Below are 21,660 nucleotides of genomic sequence, written 5' to 3'. Positions count from 1 at the left end.
GGTGGCGGAAAAGCTCATCGAAGATTATGGGATGATCGCGGACGGCCAGACAGCCGCCCTGGTTCACCGCAACGGTTCAATTGATTGGCTGTGCTGGCCGCGCTTCGATTCGGATGCATGTTTTGCGGCTTTGCTCGGCACGAGGTCACACGGCTATTGGAAGCTCGCACCGGCCGGTGGCAGCACTTCCTGCAGCCGCCGCTATCGCGCCGATACGCTCATTCTGGAGACCGATTTCGAGGTGCCGACGGGCCGCGTCCGGCTGATCGACTTCATGCCCATTCATGACGGCGCATGCGCTGTGATTCGGATCGTGCTGGGCCTCGCTGGAACAGTCGAGCTGCGGAGCGAGCTGGATCTGCGCTTCGACTATGGGTCCTTGAGACCCGCGCTGGAAGTCGGCGACGATCGGGCGGTTGCGTTCGTGGGACCGGATCTCGTGGTGCTGCATTCTCCCGCGAAGCTTTCTCGCCAGGGATCGTGCATCCTTGGCGAAGTGGAAGTGCGAGAAGGCGAGCAGGTCGCCTTTTGCCTTCGCTATGGCAGCGCCACAGCGCTGCCGCCCCCGCCGCTGGCGCCGGGCGCCGCGCTGCATGCGACAGAAGACTATTGGCGCGGTTGGATTGCGAAGTTCGACATCGAGACGCGGTGGCCTGAGGCTGTCAGGCGCTCGCTCTTGACGCTCAAGGCTATGATCTTTCGAGCTTCAGGCGCCATCATCGCCGCTCCCACCACCTCGCTTCCGGAAGCGCAGGGTTCGCACCTGAATTGGGACTACCGTTATTGCTGGCTGCGCGATGCGACCTTTACACTCAGCGCTCTGCTGGGGGCTGGCTATCGTGATGAAGCCAAGGCGTTCCGGGACTGGCTTCTCAGGGCCGCCGGCGCCGAACCGGAGAAGATCAGGATCATGTACCGGGTCGACGGCTCGCGCCGGTTGGAGGAATGGACCGCGTCCTGGTTGCCCGGATATGCGGGCGTTGGACCCGTGCGGATCGGAAATGCGGCCGCTTCCCAGCGTCAGCTTGACGTGTATGGCGAACTTCTGAACTCCATAGCTGGCGCAGCCAAGGCCGGGATTGCGCCTACGGAACGGGAAAGCGAGCTGATCACAGCTGTCGTCGATCACGTTGAGCGCGTATGGGAGCAACCTGACCACGGTTTATGGGAGCTGAGGGGGGATTCGCGTCACTTCGTCAGTTGCACAGATCTGCATCGGGCAGCCGATCGCCCGTTTCTCCAGCAGATGGCCGCGTTGCGCGACCGGATGCATCGCGAAATATGCGAAAAAGCTTTCGACAGCAGGCGTGAAACGTTCGTGGAGTACTATGGAGCTGATGGGGTTGACGCCAGCCTTCTGAACCTTCCTCTCCTGGGCTTTTTGCCCGTAGCCGACGAACGCATCCGCAACACCATCAAAGCGATCGAGCGCGACCTCGTGCACGAAGGCTACGTTCACCGCAGGTCATCAGGGGCGATCCGTCAAGGAGCTTTCCTGGCGTGCAGCGGGTGGCTCGCGGAATGCCAGCTTATGCAGGGGAGGCGGGCTGAAGCGGAGAGAACCTTCGAGCACCTGTTGCATGCGCGAAATGAACTGGGGCTTCTAGCTGAGGAGTTCAACGTTCGTGATCGACGCCTTGCTGGCAACTTCCCCCAAGGATTGAGCCATTTGGCTTTGGTACGCGCCGCCCTTCGCTTCGAGGGAAGCGCCTTAAACAGGGGCGAGGCACAGGGAAAATAGTAGCACGCACGAAAAGGGAACCGCTGCCGACCGGAGCGCGTACTCTCTCAAGACTGGCGGACGCTTTCTAATCAGTCTCCGGACTAGGGGAGCAGTGCAATGCGGGATGGTCAGGCGACAGGCCCGGATTTGGCGTCGATTGTGCTTAAAGACACCGTTCGGCCCCTGGGTTCACGTAACAAGCTGTTGCGCTGCATTCCAGAGACGGAACTGGCAGTGCTTCAGTCGATGGGGACGGATGTCGAGCTCAAGCCGCGTCAGGTCCTCCACCATTGGCGCTTGCCGATGGAGTACGTCTACTTTCTTGGCAGCGGCCTAGTATCCGTCTCAGCCAAGGTCGAGGCTGGGCACTTCGTGGAGGCTTGGCTGGTCGGCTCGGAGGGAATGATCGGGGCGCCTTGCGTATTGGCGCCAGAGGATCCGATGCCGCCGCACCGGCGGGTCGTTCAGGTGGGCGGAACGGCACTGCGAATTCCGGCGCGGGCCTTTCTCGCCGCGCTCGACGATCTTGGGGTGCTCCGCGGCGTGATCCTCTCTTACATCAATCTTGTCCTGTTTCAGACGTCACAGGCGGGAGCCTGCAATTCGCTCCATTCCGTCAAGCAGCGACTTGCTCGGTGGCTTCTCGTTGCGGCGAACGCAATGGGTTCCAGCGAGCTGCCGATCACGCATGCCGTCTTGGCTCAATTGCTCGGGATTCGTCGAGCAAGCGTCAGCGAGTGTCTCGAAGTTTTCGAACGGGCCGGCATCATCCGCAACAGCCGGGCCGCGATAACACTGCACGACCGGGATCAGCTCGAGCACTCGGCTTGTTCGTGCTCTGGATTGATACAGCGCGAGTATGATCGGCAGATCGGCCGCCGTCTGCGTGGTGATGATTGAACGTCGAATACGAGTTCTGCAGAGAGCTCGCCCGCGATAAAGCTCTTGATCTTGGCCGACTCCAAGGCGCGAGTTGAACGAAAGCGATCTTCAGAACGTTTCCTTCTCCGAGCAACGGAGGAGCCATGATTCCAGTTTGGCTTAGAGATATGGCGCTGGCTAGTTTGGCTGTCGGACTTGTCTGCGCGATCGTAATCGCGATCGACCTGATCCGCCATCCACAGCGCATGTGGATCATGAACGTCGTCTGGCCAGTCAACGGTCTGTTCGGCACCGTACTGACCCTGTGGATGTACTACCAGTTTGGGCGGCTTGCAGCGCGTGATGCGACTGAGATAAATGAGCACTCCGATAGCTAGAAGGGCACTCCTTTTCCTGTCATGGTGGCAAAAGGTGCCATGCACTGCGGAGCCGGATGTACTCTCGGGGACATCATCGCTGAAAGCCTTGCGCTTGCATTTCCGGTGATTGCGATCTGGGCCGGATGGAAAAGCGTTTTTTCAGAGAAGATGTTCGCGATCTGGGTTGTGGATTACCTGTTCGCGTTCGTGCTCGGCGTCGCATTTCAGTACTTCACGATCAAACCGATGCGCGACTTGTCACCCGGCGCAGGAATCGTCCAGGCTGTGAAGGCAGACACTCTCTCCCTAACTGCTTGGCAGATCGGCATGTACGGCTTTATGGCGATCGCGCAGTTCGCGATCTTCAGGAATCTCTTCGGGGTGAGGCTCGAGCCGTCGATGCCGGAGTTTTGGTTCATGATGCAGATTGCGATGATCGCGGGATTTTTCACGAGCTATCCGGTGAATTGGTGGCTTGTAGAGGCAGGCGTCAAAGAACGCATGTAGGAGCAAGCTCCGATCGGTTGAGGGTGTTGCTTTGACGACCCCGAACACAATTAGCAACTCTTTCCGCTCGCGACCCTTTGACCAAACGGGGCGCCCGCGCTCAACAGGGAGAAGTATCATGGCGGCGCATGCAGGTGAGACAGCAAGAGACTGGAGACTTCAGGTGTGAGCGATGTCATCAGGCCACTCACGTCACAAAAGGACACAAGATTCCGAAATGCCCGCATTGTGGAAGCACGAGCTTTGATACTCGGCGGAACGAGCCGTAGGTACGCACGTCACTCGGAAGCAGGACGTCAACACAGCCAATCTTGCACCGTGATTGCCCTCTCGAAGTCTTACGAATGGCTGACGGACATCCTGTTCTGCGATCGGTGGTTCTGTCCCGACGTCGACAGCAGCCTCTCCAACGAAATGTTCGTCGTCGCCCGGCGCGCTTCTCCACTGACTGAATGCGGCCGGGCACTTTGCTACAGGCGCAGCGTCACCACCGATGGTGCGCACGGATCACGCCGTGATGGTGGTGCCGATAGTGCCGCGGCGCCCAGCCGTAGCTATGACGCCAGGGGTGCGCGCGCCGGACCGTATATCCCCATGGCCTCGGCGCGGACCAGCCGTAGCTATAGCGCAAGGGGCGCGGGCCCCAGGCGTATGGTCGCGGCCCCCAACCATAGCCACCCCAGTAAGGTGTATAGGCGTAAGCCGGATAGTACCCACGGTAGCCGTAGGGGTATCTGTAACCATAGTATGGCGGATATTCCTCATAGTACGGGGTCGCAATGGCGGAGCCGATCAAGGCTCCTGCCAGCAGGCCGGCGCCGATCCCCCAGCCGCCACGCCAGCGAATCTGGGTGAGATTATCCTGCGCCGCCGACGTGTGCTGCGTCGGGCTCGCGGCAGCCGAGAGCGCGGTCAAAGGTGCAGCTTGGGTACTGCCGACGGGAGAAATCGCGATGAGGCCGGTGAGAGAAAGGGCAAGTGTAAGTCTCCGCATCTGTGGCTCCTCTAGCTTCAGAATGCGGTCTCAACTTGAGCCTGCTATGTTGGTTTCTCGCGTCAAGAGTTCGGGACACTTTGTCGCGCCGAGTGCCCGGCCGGAGTCGCGAGTGTACGACACCGTACAAACTACACAGCCTCCGCTCTTTTAGTGGTGTTCTTCAACGAGGGAAGCCGGTCTACTCTCGCGCTCCAGGAACGCTTCAACATAGATCATGCGGACGGCAACGAGCAGGACAGCGATCAAAGGCGTGGCAACGATCAATCCGATCAAACCGAAGAGAGTGCCGAGAACGGTTTGGGAAAGTATCGTAAGTGCGGGCGGCAGCGAGACGGTTCGTTTCTGAATCCATGGTGCGATGACATTTCCCTCCAACAGCTGGATCGTCAAAAACAAGAGAGCGACCCAAGCGGCAAGGACAGGAGACTGTGCCAGAGCGACAAGGATCGCCGGCACTGCTCCTGCAAGTGCCCCGATGTATGGTACGAAGTTCAGAAGGGCCGCCAGTAGGGCCAGTGATAGTGGCAAAGGCGAGCCAATGAGGAGAAGGCCCAATCCGAGCAGCACGCCCACGATCAGCATGTCGACGAGTTGGCCGAGAAACCAGAGCCTAAGCGTAGCACCGAGCTCTCCGGCGACGTGGCGGCCGCGTGGTCGCCAAGCCATTGGAAGCAAACGAAGCGAGCCTTCAAGATAGAGTTGGGGCGAGGCAGCGAGAAATACGGCTGTCGCCGCCGTAACGACGAGAGTGCCACCTATGCCGAGAACGGAGCCAACGACGCCTGTGACGTAGCCGGTCAGGCCAGTGCGCAGAGACTTTCCGGCGATCTGCAACTGTTGAGCTAAGATCGAGCCCCACGAGCTGTTTTGCAGTTCGTCCCATATCCGCGATAGTTGGGTTCTCAGTTGCCGGCTGATTTCGTCGGCTTGATTGAAAATGGCGCTGCCCCTCCACCACAGCAGCGCACCGAGTGCGAGGCCTGTCACGAGAATGACGGAAATCAAAGCCGTGTATGGCCCGAGGCGCGTTACGCGACGGACCGCGTCGCTGGCGCCCCGCAAGACGCAAGCGATGACCACGGCGCTGAACAAGAGCAACAGTATGTCGCGAAGCAGCCAGACCGAAAGAGCGAAGAATAGAGCGATTGCGCTTACACGAAGGGTGCGCTCGATATGCCGGACATGAACAGTCAACTTGTTTTCCAAGTCGTCTCCTTTGTCGGAGCAGTCCAGTCTCCGAAGCTCGAGATTGAAGTTGCGCAGGCGAGAGTGCTCGGAACATCATCGCGGCGATCCCGTCGCGATGAATGTAATACTCTATCGCGGCCTCAAATGTTCTTGTACGCAAGCGAATAATTCTCGTCCCAAGACCACCGAAGCACCAGAGCAAGCTCGGGGATCGTGTGCCGATCGTCGTTCGTTTTTGAGGAGATGGCATGAACAGCGTTCTAATCTCCGGGGTTGGAATTGCCGGGCCCACGCTTGCCTATTGGCTGAAAGCAGCCGGCTTTCAACCGACGCTCGTCGAGCGCGCCTCCACGCTGCGGAGCGGAGGCTATGTCATCGACTTCTGGGGGCTGGGCTACACCATCGCCGAACGGATGGGATTGATCCCGGCGATCAACCGCGACGGCTACCACGCTCAGGAATTTCGGATCGTAGATGAAGCTGGCCATCGGCTGGCCGGCTTCGGTATCGACGTTTTCGCCGAGTTGACGAATGGAAAATACGTTACTCTTCAGCGCAGTGACCTCTCGCGCATGCTGTTCGAACGGATCAGCGGCTGCGTTGAAGCCATTTTCGGAGACGAGATCATTCTCGTCGAAGAGAAACCGGATGGCGTCGAAGTCCAACTGAAGCACGGCGGCAGGCGCAGGTTTGACCTTCTCATTGGGGCAGACGGCCTGCATTCGGCCGTTCGGAAGTTGGCTTTTGGACCGCCGATGCAGTTCGAGCGACATCTGGGGTATATCGTGGCCGCCTTCGAAGCTCCGGGCTATCGGCCGCGTGACGAGGATGTGTATTTGATCTACGGTCAACCGGGCCGCATGGTAGGCCGCTTTACGCTGCGTGATGATCGTACGTTGTTTCTCTTGATATTTGCTGAGCATCACTCAGTGTTGCCGGAAACGCCGGCCTCGCAAAAGGCGCTCCTTCGTGAAATCTATGGCGGAGATGGCTGGGAGTGCGATCAGATGCTCGCCGAACTGGAGCGCACTGGTGAACTCTACTTCGACACCGTCAGTCAGATCAGGATGCCCAACTGGTCACGAGGGCGGATAGCACTCATTGGTGATGCCGCCTTCTGCGTCTCGCTCCTGGCAGGTCAGGGGGCGGCGCTGGCGATGATTTCAGCCTATGTTTTGGCCGGCGAGCTTGCCATGGCCGGTGGACGATATTCCGAGGCGTTTGCCACGTACGAGGCGCGGTTGAAGAGTTATATAGGCCGGAAACAGCGGGGTGCCGAGCGCTTTGCTGGGGCGCTGGCGCCGAGAACGCGCTGGGGAATGCTCTTCCGCAACGTCGTGGTCAGAAGTTTCTCGATACCAGGCGTGGCGAGGCTCGCAATTGGGCGGGACATCGCCGACGAATTGGAACTTCCTGACTACTTGGCGCCGGGTGCCATGAAGTAACGCCCACCAGAAGGGAGGTGCGATCGTGGGGATGTGGACGCTCGATTGACGCGGTTGTCCCCAACCTGTCGCAGGAACCACTTTTCGGAACCGGGAGTTCGTATCCTCGTATCGTACGCCCGGGTGACCAAATGGCCTCAGTCCTGTCTTACGGCACAAGAAAAGCCCTGATCGGCAGCAGCGTTGAGCGGTTTGCTGAAGAGCGGAAGGTCAGCCTTCTCGTGCTTTGCGCGCTTGCGTTGATGATCGGTGTCCTGACCGGGCTTGGTGCCGTCGTCTTTCGCGTTCTGATCGCGCTAGTGCACAATTTGTTTTACAGGGGCACGCTGAGTGTCGCTTATGACGCGAACATCAGTGAGGGTCCCAGCCCTTTTGGGGACTTTATTCTACTCGCACCTGTGATCGGCGGCCTCATTGTCGTCTTCCTCGTTCGGCGCTTCGCTCCCGAGGCCAAGGGTCATGGCGTCCCTGAAGTGATGGACTCGATATTTTACAAGCGCGGCAAAATTCGCGGCGCGGTGGCCTTGGTAAAGGCGCTGGCATCCGCAGTATCGATCGGGAGCGGCGCCGCGGTCGGGCGCGAAGGGCCTATCATTCAGATAGGCTCAGCTCTCGGCTCTGCCTTTGCCCAATTCATCGGGCTTTCGACCCGGCAGAGGATCACGCTGCTCTCCGCGGGCGCCGGCGCAGGCATTGCCGCAACCTTCAATACTCCGCTGGGCGGCGTGCTGTTTGCTCTGGAAATTCTTCTGCCGGAAGTTTCAAATCGAACATTCCTTCCAGTCGTCGTGGCCACGGGCGCTGCGACGACGATCGGGCGCATCCTGATCGGTCCGGATCCGGCCTTTTCGGTTCCGGATATGCAGTTCAGCATGGTTGCATCCTTCAATGCGCAGGAAGCTGTCGCATTCGTCCTGCTCGGCCTGGTGTCTGGAGCGGCAGCTTGGGCGTTCATCCGTCTGCTCGTCTTTATGGAAGATGGCTTTCCGAAGCTGTCTGGTAACGAGTATGTTCAGAACATCATTGGCATGTCGTCCATCGGCCTGCTGATGGTGATGCTCACGCATGCCTTTGGTCACTCCTACGTCGACGGAGTGGGCTACTCCGTCATTCAGGAGATACTGGACCAAAAGATGACAGCGGCGGGGCTCCTGGCGCTGCTGTTCGTGCTGAAGCTGTTGGCAACGACGGTCAGCCTCGGTTGCGGGGCGTCGGGCGGAATATTCTCGCCATCGCTTTACCTTGGGGCCAGCTTGGGGGCCGCCTTTGCCGCTGCAACCAATTCAATCCTGCCTTACTCAGGGCTGACGCCATCTTCGGCCGCGATCATTGGAATGGCGGCCATTGTTGGTGCAGGTACGGGCGGCGTCATGACGGCGATCGTGATGGTGTTCGAAATGACGCGCGATTACGCAATCATCGTTCCAGTTATCGTTGCGGTAGCGTTGGCTGCAGGCGTGAGGCGTGCACTCGTCAACGAAACGATTTACACGGTCAAGTTGCGCCACCGCGGGCACCGCATTCCAAAGGAACGGCATATCAACCTCTATCTGGTGAAGCAGGCCCAGGACATCATGGAAAGGCGCTTTATCGTCGCCGGGGTAGGTACGACACTAAGACAGGCTATGGCTGCGGAAGATATCAATGATGCACTTCCTATCGTGGTTGAGCGCGAAGGCCGGATTGTTGGGCTGATCCCGCCACGTTCCGGCTTATGGGCGGAGTCGCAATCCAACCCAGTTGTCGCGGTCGAGCAATTCGTCGAGCGGCGGATGGTGATTTGCCGCGATCAGGACCTCTTGAGTTTGGTGTTTGCCAGGTTGAAGCGTCATCGGGCCGGCGCGGCAATCGTTGTCCGCTCTGCCTCCCGCCCGCGCGTGAACGATGTCGTCGGCGTCCTCACCAAACGCGTTATCGCAGATGCCGTCATCGACAGCTACGAGGATTGAAACGGATAAAGTGAGGGCTTGTCGCTTGAACGACAACTCGAGACGAGACTTATTATCCGACAGTCCGCCTTGCCACCCAGCCTAGGGTCGAGCCTTGAATGATGATGCTGAACAGGACGACCCCATAGGTTGACGCGAGCATGGCGGCCTTGGCCGGGCTATCCGGCATTGATAGGGCGAGTGCAACTGAAATCCCGCCTCGAACGCCCGCCCAGGTGAGAAAGGGCGCGTTGCGCAGGGAAAGCAGTTGAGTCCATCCGAACAAAAACGGTTGGACTGAAACAGAGACAAACCGGGCGAAGAGAGCGAGTGGAATCGACGCTGCTGCCAGGCCAAGGCTGCGAAGATCAAAGCGCAGTATCAAGGTCTCGAGCCCGATAAGCAGAAAAAGGACCGAGTTGAGGATTTCGTCGATGAGGCTCCAGAGTGCGAAGAGATATCCTTGTGTCCGCTCGCTCATCGCATATCGCGGTCCTCGGTCGCCGATGAGGAGGCCTGCGGCGACCATGGAGAGCGGTCCGCTGACGTGCAGATGTAACGCAAGTGCGTATGTTCCGGTGACGAGCGCGAGAGAGATCAGTACCTCTATGGCGTAGTCGTCGATGAGTCGCATCGCGCGATACGCGATATAGCCAGTCAACAAGCCCAGCACTATTCCACCGCCAGCTTCGCGAACGAGCAACTCAGTGACATCGGCAGCCGAAACTTGAGCGCCGTCTCCGGTGCTCGCAAAGCGAAGCATGATCGTGAACAGAACAATCCCGACGCCGTCGTTGAACAATGCCTCGCCTTCCGTCTCGATCTGCAGCTCTTTCGGCACTTTGGTGTTGCGAAGCGTACTCAGGACAGCAACGGGGTCAGTCGGGCTGATCAATGCGCCGAACACGAATGCCCAACCCAATGATACGGGTAAGTTCACAAGGCCGCAGATGAACCAGAACATCAGGCCTACGAGGACGGTTGAAATTGAGGTGCCGAGAACGGCCAGAATAAATACCGGAATGGCGCGGCTTCTGAGTGTGTCCAGATCTACGTGCAACGCGCCGGCGAACAGCAGAAATGCAAGCATTCCCTTGACGACGACTTCGGCAAAGTCGATCTGTCGGAGTCCGTCGGCAAGTTGGTTTAGCAGATGAACTGTGGGAACCGCTGCATCCAAACCGATCATCAACAGCGACGTCAGGACACTCATCAAAAGAAGACCTACGCTGCGGGAGAGCGGCAGGAACTTGTGATTCAGCCAACCAAAGGCGGCAGACAATGTGAGTAGAACGGCAGCAATATCCATCAGCGAAAGCACGACAGGCTCCCTTGTGCTCTGGCGAGAGTGCCTGTTCACTCCCTTCCGATGCCGCTGTTCGCTCTAACCGGTGACGGTAGAGCGTTCGAGATAGCGACTTTGAGACGTGAATAAGCAAAAGCAACTTCGGCAGTTCCTGCGGGACATCTAAGCGGATTGGGATAAGCCTCAATTCCAAGCTCCTCTCAGCGGCGGGGGCAGCTATCCATTTTCTGCATCTGCGGCGAAAGATCGCGACGACGTTTGTCAGTATCATCGTTCACACCGCATTCATTGGACCGATCTAGAAGTGCGGAGGGGGCGTACGACAAGGAAAAACTATGAAGAAAATCGCCTATGGATTTGCGGCCGCTGCTCTGCTTGCTGGCACTCAGTTCTTGGTTCCTGCCAATGCGATGATGGCGCCACCGGTCGGCGCCGCGGCAACATCCGAGACGAGGCAGGCTGGCTATCACTATCATCATCATCGGAGGGTCTGCACCGTGCGGACCGTAGTCAAGCGCGGCTATCATGGTCGGCGTATCGTCAAGCACGTGCGTGTCTGCCGATAAGCGCTTGGAGGGCCGTCGATCGAGGCGGCCCTCACCAAGAGCAGTCTTTGCGCAGTGAGATGGGTGCGCCGCACTTTACATCTGAAGCTGACGCTCAACAGTCCGGGAAAATCGACGTGCCGCGATCTCAAACGCCGCGACACAAAGAGCCGTGAACAACATACCGGGGACCAGGAGCACAACGACTGTATCCATGATCGAGCGAGTTCCTGCAAAGGATCGGGACGATGAATCCGACTTCGTCATTTCTCGATGTCGGTTGCCACACGCCTAGGTCAAGCAATCGCGTATGCCGAGAACAGAAGGCAAGTGAGATAGATGCAAGCGAGGCAAATGCCCGCGGTTCTCGCCGTGCGGGCATCTAGCCGCGAGCTCGTCCGAGTGGCGAGCCCGGGCAGTTTCTCATACTGTGCAAAGAGCTGGCGACCGGCACGTCCTCGAAAAAGTACATTTCTCATGTGTGCCTCCACACAAACCTGATCCGATCCAACAAGGTGCGGAGTGCAGAAGCCGCAAAGAACGGTGTTTTGGCTGGCGATCCGCATTGGTTCTCTCGTCCGCTTCACCGAAGATAGTGGACGGCGTCCCATCGGGCAGTCAGGAGATGAGCGGGGCTTGTCGGGATAATCCTGACGTCGGCATGCCGGGCGCAGGGCCGTTTGGCCCACCTACTGCCCGCTCAAACTTGATCGGCACTCTTTCCCGAATGGCCCAACCAGCCAAGGGCCACGCCGTAGCGCACTATGTCGGCACGCGTGAACAGCCCGAGCTTTTCGACCGCCCTGGCCTTGTAAGTTTCGACGGTCTTGATGCTGATGCTTAGCTGATTGGCAATTTCCTTGTTGCTGAAGCCTTGTGCGATGAATCTGAGAACCTCACTCTCGCGCGGTGTCAGCTCGCCGGCTGTGGAAGCGCCGGAAGACGAGTGGGCGCCCTGCGCGGATGGTAGTGCTTTCTCCGCTATTGCTGGATCCAGATACAAACCACCTCCAGCGATCGCGCGAACTGCGCGCTCGAGCTCGTCGGCCGCAGAGCGCTTCAGCAGATAGCCGCGAGCTCCCGCTTGCAGCATCGGCTGAACGTAGGCGTGATCCTCGTGCACGGTCAGCGCCAGAAGACGAACTTGAGGAAGCTGCGTCGCTAGGGTGCGAGCAACTTCGAGGCCACTGATACCGGGAAGTGAAATGTCCAGGATGGCAATGTCCGGTGTGGCCTGGCGAATGATGTCTAGGGCGGCCTGTCCATCCGTTGCTTCCCCGACGATCTCAATGTCATGCACGTCCTGAAGCAACGCCTTCATTCCGGCCAGAACAAGCGGATGATCGTCAGTCAACGTGATCCGGATCGGGCACATAGCCCATCTCCTCTATTGGCACCGGTATTCTCATGAAAAGAGAGGTGCCGTGGCCGGGTTCAGATTCAATCGCCAAAGATCCACCGAGCAGCGTGAGGCGCTCCTCGATGACGGACAGGCCCAATTTTGCGTGGCGGCTCTCGCCCTGCGAGAATTCCTGAAAGTCGAAGCCGTTCCCGTCGTCTTCGACGACGATCCTAAGCTCAGTTGTGCGTCGGTCGATGACCACGCTGACGTTTCGAGCTTGCGCGTGTTTGACCACGTTGTTTACGGCCTCCTGGACGGCGCGGTAAACCGCGATTTCGACGTCCTGGCCGAGACGATCTCTTCTGCCCAGAGGCTGAAAATCAACGCTGATCCCGAACCGGCGCCGGATCTCCGCGCAGAATGCCTCCAGCGCCTTGTAAAGTCCCAGGTCATCAAGGGCGGTCGGGCGCAGGTCAGAGGCGATTTGATGGATATCGCGCCCAATCCCTCTCGCGAGTCCTTGCAGCCAATTGAGCCTCTCCAATCCGAGCTTGCGTTTGGCGCTCGTGCCCAGAAGCGGCTCCAGGTTCTTCAGACCGAGAAGTAGACCTGTGACCGTCTGGCCGATCTGATCGTGAAGCTCTCTTGCGATTCTACGGCGTTCATTTTCTTCCGCTTCGGAAAGGCGTCGAAGCAGTTGTTGTCGCTCCAGCTCAGCTCGCTTGGTCTCGTCGATATCCAGAATGACGCCATATACGACGTCCAAGTTCTTATCATCGATGCGAGACAGCCGTCCGCTGGCCCGCAGCCATCGGCTGTGAGGGGGAGCGGTCCGGAAATCAGCAATCGCCACGTTTCCCGAACGGCAACTCAGCAAGGAAGCCTCAAAGTTCCGCTGGTCGGCGGGATCAATGCAACTCAGTATCCGATCTATCGGAAGGATCGTATCTCCTTCGGAGCGCGAACCGTCTATCCGGAGCATCTCCCGGGCGCGGGGCGACACGATCGCTTCTCTGCTCGCAAAATCACAGCTGAACACGCCGAGATCTGCGGCATCGATCGTCAGCCTCCGTCGCTCTTCACTTGCGCTGAGTGCCAATGCAGCCTGCGCCTCTTGCTCGCGCCGGCGAAGCGAAATGTCGCGTATGGTGTACCAGGCCAAAGTCAGAGCCAAGATGAAGCTCAATACCCCACCCCCGGCAAGGAAAATGGCTGAGCGCTGGACGGGACCATTCAGTTCCTGCGTCGGTATTCCGAAATGGACCGACCATCCGCTGGTTCCGGGGATGACTTTGTAGATCGAGTCGACTTGTTCGCCGGCGGGCGTGGTTTTGAGGTAGCCTCCTTCTGGCGCTGAGGCTATCGCCTGGCGGACCGTAGCGCTGGCAGATTGTCCGAGTTCGGATTGTTCACCGAAGGTGCGGGCGACGATGTTCCCCTTGGCATCGACCACGAAACCCACCCAGCCGGCCGGGGCTCCTGCGCTCTTCAAAATCTGGCTTATTGCATCGGGCACCAGGGCCACCGTGAGTACAAACTTCAGTTGCCCATCGCGCTCAACGGGGGCCCTGACGGCCACCACGCGTTTGCCGGTGATGGGACCACATGGCCCAATTCCGCCGATCGCCGGCTTTCTCGTTTTCAGGATCTGTTCGAAATTCTCTCGGTCGGCGGTGGCGCGCATCCCATCTCCGAGTGGACGGCTGACATCAAGCACCTGATTTCCCTCGGGATCGACGAGCTGAATCGTCTGCCAAAGAGGACGTGCTTCGTTGATACGCGTCGCTTCTCGATAGAACGCGTCGAGGTCCGGCTTGTCGAGTGTTGCGGAAGCCGCGACGGTCTCGGCGATCTCGAGCTGGAGACTGATCTCGGAGGCAAGCCGGTTGACGACGCTATCGAGCGTCTCCACGGCGGCAGCCTGAGAACCCCTGCGCTGCTGCTGGGCGTTCAGGAAAACGACCCAACCCGCGAAAAGCGCAAGAGGCATCGCTGCCGCGATGAAGACGAGGATCAAGGGGCGGCGGGCTGCGCGCCGGGAGATTGAGGTGGGCGCCTCCATGCGGGTGGGTATCAAATGAGACAGCAAAACGCCCACGTCTGGCACTTTCTCGATGTTTCTGGTTCTTGTCAGGTTTTTCCCGACGGTACTATCGGTCACCCTGACTCCCAGGATCGCTCGATACATCCCATCGTACAGGCAATCATTGTAGCGGTCTAGAATTGGGCTTGACATGGAACATTCTTCATCGCCGCTGCGGTTGATCGAAAACCAATTCAACCCGAAGCGGCTCGGCCTTGACGAGCCCTTCTGCGGCACTAGCCGCAACGAACTCGTCTCCCGACTGTCGGCCTCATCGCAGTGCCGGTTGCTCGAAAGCTGCGAGACAGTGTCTCTGAACAAAGGACAAATTCTCTACGATCGCGGCACTCCTCTTCGCTACGCGTACTTCATCGAGTCCGGCGGGTGTTCTGTCACGACCCGTGCGGGCGACTGCCTGCCGGTAGAGATCCATACGCTCGGGATGAAGGATTTCGTCGGCGTGCCGTTGGTCCTGGGCATGCAAGTGTCGCCGCACCGCTGCAGCGTGAGAGTGCCGGGTCAAGCGAGTCGGATCCAGTCCGATCAGCTGACTGCTTTGATCAAGAGCGACGTCGAGCTTGAAAAGATGCTTTTAGGCTATGTTCAGGCGATCCTAATTCACAGTTCGCAACTATCAGCCTGCAACTCCAGGCACACGCTGCACCAGCGCCTCGCGCGGTGGCTCCTAGTTGCCAGCGACAGGCTCGGATCTCGCGAGGTACCTTTCACGCATAGTTACATAGCCAACGCTCTCGCGGTCCGGCGCGCCGGCGTTACGGTCGCTCTCGGCAGTATGGTGCGCGACGGGGTGATTGGATGTCGCAGGGCAGGGATCGTTGTCACGGACGAAGCCAGGCTGAAAGCGATGTCTTGCGATTGTCAGGGTATCATCCTGGCGGCCCACAACCGTCCTTGTGCGGTGCCGCCCCTCCGCATTGCATATTCGTGAACGCGATTCCCGACTGCGTTAAGTCAAGTGTCCGGCAGCGAACAGAGTCCAGATATTCTTGAAGCGATAGAGGCGGAGATGTCATCGCAAGAAAGCCGGATCCGAACCGATACCGAAGTTCTGGTGGGAGCCTTGGAGGAGGCCCAAAGGCTTCTTGCCGTTTACGAGAACCCTTGCTGCAATCGTACCAGGGACGACATTATCGCTATGGTCGAGTTCATCATATGTAACCCTTCCGTGACACGTGCAATGCTTCGTCAGAAGATGCGCGGCCGTCTCAAGCTGGTAGGATAAGTCTCGTGCGGCAGCGTACCTTCGCATGCAGGAAACGAAACTTGCGGGCGTGCGATGAGTTGACGATGATCAACAGAACTAGGAGCAATCGTCATGAAGACATCAGTTTGCATTCTTGCCTCTGCGATGCTGCTGGCTACGCCGGCCATGGCGCAGTCACCCCACAACAACGCGACGACCGCCGCGCCCAACATGCAGCCGGCTGCCTCGACCGCCTCCATGCACAAGGAAGGCGAATGGCGTGCATCGAAACTCGTTGGTGTGAACGTCTATAACAACAGCAACGAGAAGATCGGGGATGTCAACGATCTGATTCTGGATGCCAGCGGGCGGGTTGCCAACGTGGTGATCGGAGTGGGAGGATTTCTTGGGATGGGTGAGCACAACGTCGCCGTGGCGTTCGATCAGCTCAAATTCGCCAAGGAACCGGTAAAGACGGCGTCCAACGATGGCGCTGGAAAGGCCGGCACTACAAGTTCTACGAGCACAACGGGAAGTGCATCAACGTCGGCCCGGCGAAGCGACAATTGGTATCCGGACCACGTGGTGCTGAACGCCAACAAGGATCAGCTGAAGAAGATGCCCGAATTCAAGTACTGAGCCGATTTCGGTCTGTATTTCCAGCATGCTTATCGGCGGTGTCATCGGAGATGACGCCGCCGCAGTTGTCTTGGATCCGGTCGGCTTAGATTTAGTAGCAGGAAAAGCAGCCTTGAATTTCCGCATTGAATCGATCAGCTTGCGTGCCGCTGGCTGAGGTCGACGATGTCCGATGAAGCACTGCCGGAACAGGTAGAGGAGCTTGTCCGGCGCTACATTCGCTCTGTGGCGCAGCTCGAAGCCCTTTTGTTCTTCCATAAGCGGCCGGGCGAGCGTTTTGACGCAGAAACGCTCGCTGCACGCCTTTACGCGGGCAAGACCGAGACGGCCGATGCTCTCGCGTCCCTCGCGAGGGATGGCTTCCTGGACGGCGCGGCAGGGATCTATGCGTTTGCGCCGCGGCCCGAATTGCGGGCTGTGATCGATCGCTTGGCCTTGGCGTATTCGCGGCATCTGATCCCGATCACACATATCATCCACAACAGCCCACACCGTATCCAGGCATTTTCAGACGCCTTCAGGATTCGAAAGGATTAGTCATGGCTGCGGTGATTTACACGCTTTGCGCGATCACGAGCGGCTTTTGTGCCTGGCTGCTCGTTCGGGCATATATCGATAACAGGTCGAGATTGCTCCTCTGGAGCGCGGTCTGCTTCGCGGGTCTGACTTTCGAAAATGCTGCTCTGTGGATCGATAAGATCGTGTTTCCTCAAATTGATCTCTCCGCCGTGCGTCTGTCGATCGGCCTGTTCGCCATGACGGTCCTGCTTATAGGCATGATCTGGGAGGCCGAGTGATGGACCATTTGAATCCCGTTCTTTCAGGTGCGACGGCATTCGCATCGCTCCTGGCGAGCATATATTTCCTGAAGTTTTGGCGTAAGACGGGCGACACCTTTTTCCTGTTCTTTGCCGCTGCTTTTGTGATCGACGCCGTTGCGAGATTTGTCCTGGCGGTGGTGCAAGTGACGAATGCGAGCGAGCCGGTCTACTTCATCCCGCGCCTGATCACATTCGGTCTGATCGCACTTTCGATTGTCGGGAAGAACGCGCTGCCGAAGAATCGCAAGTGACGCACGAATTCAAGAGGCGCTGACTTGCAAAAATGCTGTGCACGAACAACCGCTTTCGCGCTTTGAATGAAGATACCTTGGACAGGTCATGCCGTCAGGAGAGGCGGACCCCAGCCGAGGAACGATGGGGTCCCAGCTCCGCCGCGCGCCAATTCACCCGGACCTTGGTGGGCTGCTGTGTGGGACAGGAGTGATCTTGAGCGGAGCGCGCACAGCTTGCTACCTGACGAAACACGGTACACTTCCGTACAATAGACAGCCGATCTGCCCCGCTGCCGCTTGCTCGCGGGCGACCTCGGAAGGATATTGCGCAAGGGGGCTTTCATGATCAGAAATTCGAGTCAAACGACACTCAATGTGTTTCCGCAAGCATACTGCCTGTCTTGCGAGGAAAAGACGCCGCATCGGCATGAACGGCTGGCAATCCACGGCACGCAAGTGGCACGCGCGATTTGTCTCGCCTGCAACAACCAGCGTACGGGCTTTGAGAAGGGGAAGCGGCTCGCCAATCCGATCTAGGAGCCGCCGTCCTTTGGTGCATGTTCGCGTATTATTGCTTACGAAATCGGCAGAGTTTCCAAATTCGCTGCGAGGGCTGCGTCTGCTCGATGGCTCGAACAATCATCTCCATCCAGCCGGCGTAGCTCCAGAGTGACCCCGATATCGTACAAGGAGTTCTTCCGCTATGGCATTTTCGGCCTGGCGGTAGCCGCAGTCGTGGCGTTCGGTATCTCACCATTTACCGGAGGAATCGTACAGCAATGGTCGCGCAGCGATGTTGAAGCCAGATCCAAGCTGGTCTTCAACGCCATCCAGCCGTTGCTTAGTCGTGATGTGGAAGACCAGGCGTGGGACCGGCTCTCGGACCTTTTCAAGAGAGTGGCGCTTGACAAGAAGATTCTCGCGGTTGGATTTTGTGATCCGGGAGGCTCGTTGCTCGCGCCAACACCGGAGATGCCGGCGAGCTTCTCCTGCGAAAAGTCGGCCAAATCCGAGAACGACAGTTTCGCAAGCATCACCAGCGGGGGGCGACGAATTCTTGTAGCTGCGTTTCCGATCTCGAGTAGCCGAGGTCGTTCCTACCTCGTCATTCTAACCGACCTCAGCTTCGCGGCGGCCAGGTCTAGCCAGGTGCTGGCGTATCTGCTTGCAGCGCTTGCCGGCGTCGTTCTGGTCCTGACCGTTGGCACGATCATTTTCGCCGTCCTCATGATGCGCGGCTGGATGAAGGCGTTGCGACGCGCGGTCGAAGAGGTCCGTCGAGGTGCTCAGGGAGTGCCACTCCGATTCGGTGGCTCGTCTATTGATCGAGAAATTCACAAGCTGTTGCGTAGCGCCGAACAAGTTACGTTTACACGCCAGATCGAGTGGACGCCAAAATCGCTTCAGGAGGTGCTGCAAAGCGTCCTTCCGGGGGCCGAAGTTCTCGTCCTTTCCAATCGGGAGCCCTACATTCACAACACTTCGGAAGCGGGGACTGTAGTGCAGCGGCCGGCGAGTGGATTGGTCTCGGCCCTGGAGCCGATCATGCGTGCCTGCGGTGGCACTTGGATCGCACACGGCAGCGGCAGCGCCGATCGGGAGACGGTCGACGACAACGATAGGATCCGCGTGCCCGAGGCAAGTCCGGCCTACACGCTTCGGCGCATCTGGATCTCCGAGGAGGAACAGGACGGATATTATTACGGTTTTGCCAACGAAGGGCTCTGGCCCGTGTGCCATATCGTTTTCGTGCGCCCTACGTTCAGGTCCAGCGACTGGCAGATGTATCGGCAGATCAACCAGCGCTTTGCCGATGCAGTCGTTGCCGAGGCGCGGACCGCGGACCCCATCGTGCTGGTCCAGGACTATCACTTCGCGCTTGCTCCAAGAATGATCCGTGAGCGCCTGCCGAGGGCGACGATCATAACCTTCTGGCACATTCCATGGCCGAATGCGGAAACATTCAGCATCTGCCCATGGAAGGCGGAGATTATCGAAGGATTGCTCGGCAGCACCATTGTTGGATTTCATACCCAGTTTCACTGCAACAACTTCATCGAGGGTGTGGATCGCTTCGTGGAGAGCAGGATCGATCGCGAAGTGCAAGCGGTCAGCCTTGGAGGACATGAGACCAGAATACGTGCTTATCCAATCTCTATCGAGTGGCCGCCAAGAGAACTGGAAAAGCTACCACCTCCCGGGGAATGCCGATCTAGCATCCTTGCCCAGTTCGGATTGGCGGAGAATACGAGGCTGATCGTAGGCGTTGAACGCTTCGATTACACCAAAGGCATTCTTGATCGCATGCGGGCCGTAGACGCGCTTTTGGCGCGAGATCCGGCCTGGACAGATCGGCTTGCATTCATCCAGGTTGCAGCGCCGACACGCAGCAAACTCAGCTCATATTCGAAGCTCCAGGCGGAAGCGGAAGTGCTTGCTGCCGAAATAAACGAGCGGCACCACGGTCGCCAACCCGTGATGCACTTGGTCGCGCGGCACTACGAGCCGTCAGATGTGTTCCAGCTGTTTAGAGGAGCCGATGTCTGCATCGTCAGCAGCCTGCACGATGGAATGAACCTTGTCGCAAAGGAGTTCGTTAGCTCGCGAGAGGACGATGCTGGGGTCCTTATCTTATCGAGCTTCACTGGGGCGTCACGAGAATTGTCCGAGGCTCTCATTGTCAATCCCTATGACATTGGAGAAATGGCATCGGCGATCAAGCTTGCACTTACTATGCCGGCGGAGGAGCAGGCCGAGCGCATGAAGCTCATGCGGCAGCAGGTGAAGGAACATAACGTCTATCGCTGGGCGGGCGCGATGCTAGTGGACGCAGCGAGAAGTCGCACCCGCGAGCGGGTTCTTGGTCTGGCCGCTAAGGCCCCTCACGGCGTGAAGCCGATCTGAGCGAGTCTCTTTAAAAGCGGTCTTCCAAGAAAATCGGTACGAAAGCGTACTGTCCGCTCTTTCCAAAACGAATAGCTCGGTCGCACTCTCGTGCTTGCGACTTTTTGCTCCGTGATGTGGAGGAAGGCGAATATGAACATCCTGATTGGAGCTGCTATGCTTGCGGCAGCAGGCATCCTGATCTTCATTGGGCTTCCCAATCGGACCGGCGAGCAACCGAAGTTCCTGCGCTTTGAAGCAGCGCTGGTTCTGTATCCTCCAATGATCTTGTCGTTCATTGGCCTCGGCGCTGCGGCCCTGATTTCAGGCATGCTCACCAGATAGTCGCCTTTCGAGACATAGAGACGGCCCTCCAAACGGCCCAAAATGCAATCAGTCACGGCGTGGCTTGGAAACCATCGTCCAGGAGGCGGATGCGTGGCCCATGCCGGCAATCCCAGGCATCAGTCAAGAGGAGTAGAGTTGGTCTCGCGGGCTTAGCCGTTGGAATTCGGCCCGCCAGAGTGCCGAAACGACCTCAGCAGGCGATTCAGTGCCGGGCTCGCGGCGCGGCGGAGCTCCTGAAGATTTCTCTGCGATAGTGCCCGCAGTTTCTGTTCACCTCTCCCGGTCAGTTTGAGGTGCACACGTCTGGCATCCTGCGGGTCGGCAACCCGGCCTACTAGCCCAAGCTTGGCCAAACGATTGATCAATTCAACCGCCGAGTGAGGCCGAATCAGCAGAAAGCGCGCAACATCACCGACTGTCGCAGGACCCGGGCGCACGAAGCCCTTGATCCCAAGCAGCGCCTGATGCTGCGTCGGCGTCAATCCCTGCTTTGCCGCGGCTGCCTCGCTGAAGGCCAGAAAGCTCCGGATCTCGTACCGGAACTGCGCAAGCGCAGCATAGTCGGAGTCACGCATCGGCTCGGTGGCTGAGGACCGCCCGGACCTGGCCGCAGTCGCCCGTTGCGTCCTCTTCATCTGAACCATGCCGTGCCGCCTCCGTGCTTCCTACCCGGCAACGCGAGCCGTTAGCCAAAGTACCAAGCAGGAGCGCCCGGACCAAGCAGCGGGAATTCCGGATGCACAGCTATTGCGCCCCTACTCGAAGCTCGACAGCAGGATCTTCACCAGGATGATTTGAAACGCGATCGGGATGCGGACGCTTTTCCGCCGGATCGAGCGCTGCAGCGCACCGGCGATCTCGGCGCTGGTCAGGCTGCCTGCCGAGGCATTGGCGATCAGCTCGCTCCACATCTGCGACAGCGAACCGCCGGGCGGGATTACCGGCTTGATAGTCACGCCGCAGCCCTGCGCCCATTCCACGATCTCCCGCATCGTATGCGGCCCGCAATTGCGCGCCGTCGCGAGACGTTCAGCCGTGAGCGCCCGCAGCAACTCGCGCGATGGCGACCAGTTCCCTTTCGGCGGCTGCTCGCCGTTGAGCTCGACTGCGAGCTCCTTCAGAACGTTCTGGGCACGCACGCTCAGCCGCTTCATCGGCCCGGGCACACGCTTCGCCTGAACAGAGCCGACTGCCGGTCCCCGCTCACCTGTCGTTCGATTGCGAGGC

19 protein-coding genes and 1 pseudogene are annotated in these 21,660 nt (G+C 58.7%); 13 read left to right on the top strand and 7 right to left on the bottom strand.

Annotated features, from left to right (window positions below):
• Position 1: 1 nt before the first annotated feature.
• The 3 genes and pseudogenes from IVB47_RS00105 to IVB47_RS00095 all read left to right on the top strand — a co-directional run bounded on the left by IVB47_RS00105 (position 2) and on the right by IVB47_RS00095 (position 3,471).
• Complete coding sequence (locus IVB47_RS00105; RefSeq protein WP_247459201.1) at positions 2 to 1,741, top strand: glycoside hydrolase family 15 protein; 1,740 nt, start codon at positions 2 to 4, stop codon at positions 1,739 to 1,741.
• A gap of 99 nt (positions 1,742 to 1,840) precedes the next feature.
• Entirely contained in the window at positions 1,841 to 2,623 is a 783-nt protein-coding gene (locus IVB47_RS00100; RefSeq protein ID WP_247459199.1) for a Crp/Fnr family transcriptional regulator, read from the top strand.
• Positions 2,624 to 2,748: 125 nt separating this feature from the next.
• Positions 2,749 to 3,471 (top strand): annotated as a pseudogene (locus IVB47_RS00095) (DUF4396 domain-containing protein).
• A 484-nt stretch (positions 3,472 to 3,955) separates the two neighbouring features.
• Here IVB47_RS00095 and IVB47_RS00090 read toward each other — a convergent pair.
• The gene (locus IVB47_RS00090; RefSeq protein ID WP_247459197.1) at positions 3,956 to 4,465 is read right to left on the bottom strand and encodes a hypothetical protein; all 510 of its coding nucleotides are present in this window, start codon (positions 4,463 to 4,465) and stop codon (positions 3,956 to 3,958) included.
• A gap of 150 nt (positions 4,466 to 4,615) precedes the next feature.
• The gene (locus IVB47_RS00085; protein ID WP_247459196.1) at positions 4,616 to 5,674 is read right to left on the bottom strand and encodes an AI-2E family transporter; all 1,059 of its coding nucleotides are present in this window, start codon (positions 5,672 to 5,674) and stop codon (positions 4,616 to 4,618) included.
• A 230-nt stretch (positions 5,675 to 5,904) separates the two neighbouring features.
• Here IVB47_RS00085 and IVB47_RS00080 point away from each other — a divergent pair, with 230 nt between their 5' ends.
• Together IVB47_RS00080 and IVB47_RS00075 are read left to right on the top strand one after the other, a co-directional pair.
• Positions 5,905 to 7,101: an FAD-binding domain gene (locus IVB47_RS00080; RefSeq protein ID WP_247459194.1), complete on the top strand. Its 1,197-nt coding sequence runs from the start codon at positions 5,905 to 5,907 to the stop codon at positions 7,099 to 7,101.
• Positions 7,102 to 7,232: 131 nt separating this feature from the next.
• The gene (locus IVB47_RS00075) at positions 7,233 to 9,050 is read left to right on the top strand and encodes a chloride channel protein (RefSeq protein ID WP_247400162.1); all 1,818 of its coding nucleotides are present in this window, start codon (positions 7,233 to 7,235) and stop codon (positions 9,048 to 9,050) included.
• Between the two features lie 52 nt (positions 9,051 to 9,102).
• On the opposite strand, the gene IVB47_RS00070 is transcribed toward IVB47_RS00075, so the two are convergent.
• Positions 9,103 to 10,350, bottom strand: a complete 1,248-nt coding sequence (locus IVB47_RS00070; protein ID WP_247459192.1) for a sodium:proton antiporter — start codon at positions 10,348 to 10,350, stop codon at positions 9,103 to 9,105.
• Positions 10,351 to 10,670: 320 nt separating this feature from the next.
• Here IVB47_RS00070 and IVB47_RS00065 point away from each other — a divergent pair, with 320 nt between their 5' ends.
• The gene (locus tag IVB47_RS00065; RefSeq protein WP_247400159.1) at positions 10,671 to 10,901 is read left to right on the top strand and encodes a hypothetical protein; all 231 of its coding nucleotides are present in this window, start codon (positions 10,671 to 10,673) and stop codon (positions 10,899 to 10,901) included.
• Positions 10,902 to 11,580: 679 nt separating this feature from the next.
• Here the strand turns inward: IVB47_RS00065 and IVB47_RS00060 are convergent.
• Positions 11,581 to 12,255, bottom strand: a complete 675-nt coding sequence (locus IVB47_RS00060; protein WP_247400157.1) for a response regulator transcription factor — start codon at positions 12,253 to 12,255, stop codon at positions 11,581 to 11,583.
• Positions 12,227 to 14,383, bottom strand: a complete 2,157-nt coding sequence (locus tag IVB47_RS00055; RefSeq protein WP_247459190.1) for an ATP-binding protein — start codon at positions 14,381 to 14,383, stop codon at positions 12,227 to 12,229. The genes IVB47_RS00060 and IVB47_RS00055 overlap by 29 nt, the downstream gene beginning before the upstream one ends.
• 73 nt (positions 14,384 to 14,456) lie before the next feature.
• Between IVB47_RS00055 and IVB47_RS00050 the strand changes: the two genes are divergently transcribed.
• From IVB47_RS00050 to IVB47_RS00020, 7 genes are all read left to right on the top strand, one after another.
• Positions 14,457 to 15,254: a Crp/Fnr family transcriptional regulator gene (locus tag IVB47_RS00050; protein WP_247459189.1), complete on the top strand. Its 798-nt coding sequence runs from the start codon at positions 14,457 to 14,459 to the stop codon at positions 15,252 to 15,254.
• Between the two features lie 387 nt (positions 15,255 to 15,641).
• Positions 15,642 to 16,148, top strand: a complete 507-nt coding sequence (locus tag IVB47_RS00045) for a PRC-barrel domain-containing protein (protein ID WP_247400151.1) — start codon at positions 15,642 to 15,644, stop codon at positions 16,146 to 16,148.
• Positions 16,149 to 16,313: 165 nt separating this feature from the next.
• Positions 16,314 to 16,685, top strand: a complete 372-nt coding sequence (locus IVB47_RS00040; RefSeq protein ID WP_247400150.1) for a hypothetical protein — start codon at positions 16,314 to 16,316, stop codon at positions 16,683 to 16,685.
• A 2-nt stretch (positions 16,686 to 16,687) separates the two neighbouring features.
• Positions 16,688 to 16,945, top strand: a complete 258-nt coding sequence (locus IVB47_RS00035; RefSeq protein WP_247400148.1) for a DUF5985 family protein — start codon at positions 16,688 to 16,690, stop codon at positions 16,943 to 16,945.
• Positions 16,945 to 17,220: a DUF5985 family protein gene (locus IVB47_RS00030; RefSeq protein ID WP_247345243.1), complete on the top strand. Its 276-nt coding sequence runs from the start codon at positions 16,945 to 16,947 to the stop codon at positions 17,218 to 17,220. The genes IVB47_RS00035 and IVB47_RS00030 overlap by 1 nt, the downstream gene beginning before the upstream one ends.
• 651 nt (positions 17,221 to 17,871) lie before the next feature.
• Positions 17,872 to 20,106, top strand: a complete 2,235-nt coding sequence (locus IVB47_RS00025) for a trehalose-6-phosphate synthase (RefSeq protein ID WP_247400146.1) — start codon at positions 17,872 to 17,874, stop codon at positions 20,104 to 20,106.
• A gap of 132 nt (positions 20,107 to 20,238) precedes the next feature.
• The gene (locus IVB47_RS00020; protein WP_247459188.1) at positions 20,239 to 20,430 is read left to right on the top strand and encodes a hypothetical protein; all 192 of its coding nucleotides are present in this window, start codon (positions 20,239 to 20,241) and stop codon (positions 20,428 to 20,430) included.
• Between the two features lie 152 nt (positions 20,431 to 20,582).
• Here the strand turns inward: IVB47_RS00020 and IVB47_RS00015 are convergent, their stop codons facing one another.
• Both IVB47_RS00015 and IVB47_RS00010 read right to left on the bottom strand, forming a co-directional pair.
• Positions 20,583 to 21,077: a MarR family transcriptional regulator gene (locus IVB47_RS00015; RefSeq protein ID WP_247400144.1), complete on the bottom strand. Its 495-nt coding sequence runs from the start codon at positions 21,075 to 21,077 to the stop codon at positions 20,583 to 20,585.
• A gap of 111 nt (positions 21,078 to 21,188) precedes the next feature.
• The coding region (locus IVB47_RS00010; RefSeq protein ID WP_247459185.1) for a hypothetical protein at positions 21,189 to 21,660 on the bottom strand (472 nt) is incomplete at its 5' end.

Source organism: Bradyrhizobium sp. 62 (genome assembly GCF_023073035.1).
Lineage (GTDB): Bacteria > Pseudomonadota > Alphaproteobacteria > Rhizobiales > Xanthobacteraceae > Bradyrhizobium.
Note: the sequence above shows the minus strand (reverse complement) of the source record. Positions and strands in the feature narration are given on the sequence as shown.

Excerpts from the sequence above, each read along its gene's own strand:
- IVB47_RS00015 (WP_247400144.1), bottom strand. The coding sequence starts at position 21,077 with ATGGTTCAGATGAAGAGGACGCAACGGGCGACTGCGGCCAGGTCCGGG.
- IVB47_RS00100 (WP_247459199.1), top strand. The coding sequence starts at position 1,841 with ATGCGGGATGGTCAGGCGACAGGCCCGGATTTGGCGTCGATTGTGCTT.
- IVB47_RS00035 (WP_247400148.1), top strand. The coding sequence starts at position 16,688 with ATGGCTGCGGTGATTTACACGCTTTGCGCGATCACGAGCGGCTTTTGT.
- IVB47_RS00050 (WP_247459189.1), top strand. The coding sequence starts at position 14,457 with ATGGAACATTCTTCATCGCCGCTGCGGTTGATCGAAAACCAATTCAAC.
- IVB47_RS00065 (WP_247400159.1), top strand. The coding sequence starts at position 10,671 with ATGAAGAAAATCGCCTATGGATTTGCGGCCGCTGCTCTGCTTGCTGGC.
- IVB47_RS00080 (WP_247459194.1), top strand. The coding sequence starts at position 5,905 with ATGAACAGCGTTCTAATCTCCGGGGTTGGAATTGCCGGGCCCACGCTT.
- IVB47_RS00090 (WP_247459197.1), bottom strand. The coding sequence starts at position 4,465 with ATGCGGAGACTTACACTTGCCCTTTCTCTCACCGGCCTCATCGCGATT.
- IVB47_RS00045 (WP_247400151.1), top strand. The coding sequence starts at position 15,642 with ATGAAGACATCAGTTTGCATTCTTGCCTCTGCGATGCTGCTGGCTACG.
- IVB47_RS00060 (WP_247400157.1), bottom strand. The coding sequence starts at position 12,255 with ATGTGCCCGATCCGGATCACGTTGACTGACGATCATCCGCTTGTTCTG.
- IVB47_RS00040 (WP_247400150.1), top strand. The coding sequence starts at position 16,314 with ATGTCCGATGAAGCACTGCCGGAACAGGTAGAGGAGCTTGTCCGGCGC.
- IVB47_RS00020 (WP_247459188.1), top strand. The coding sequence starts at position 20,239 with ATGAACATCCTGATTGGAGCTGCTATGCTTGCGGCAGCAGGCATCCTG.
- IVB47_RS00075 (WP_247400162.1), top strand. The coding sequence starts at position 7,233 with ATGGCCTCAGTCCTGTCTTACGGCACAAGAAAAGCCCTGATCGGCAGC.
- IVB47_RS00030 (WP_247345243.1), top strand. The coding sequence starts at position 16,945 with ATGGACCATTTGAATCCCGTTCTTTCAGGTGCGACGGCATTCGCATCG.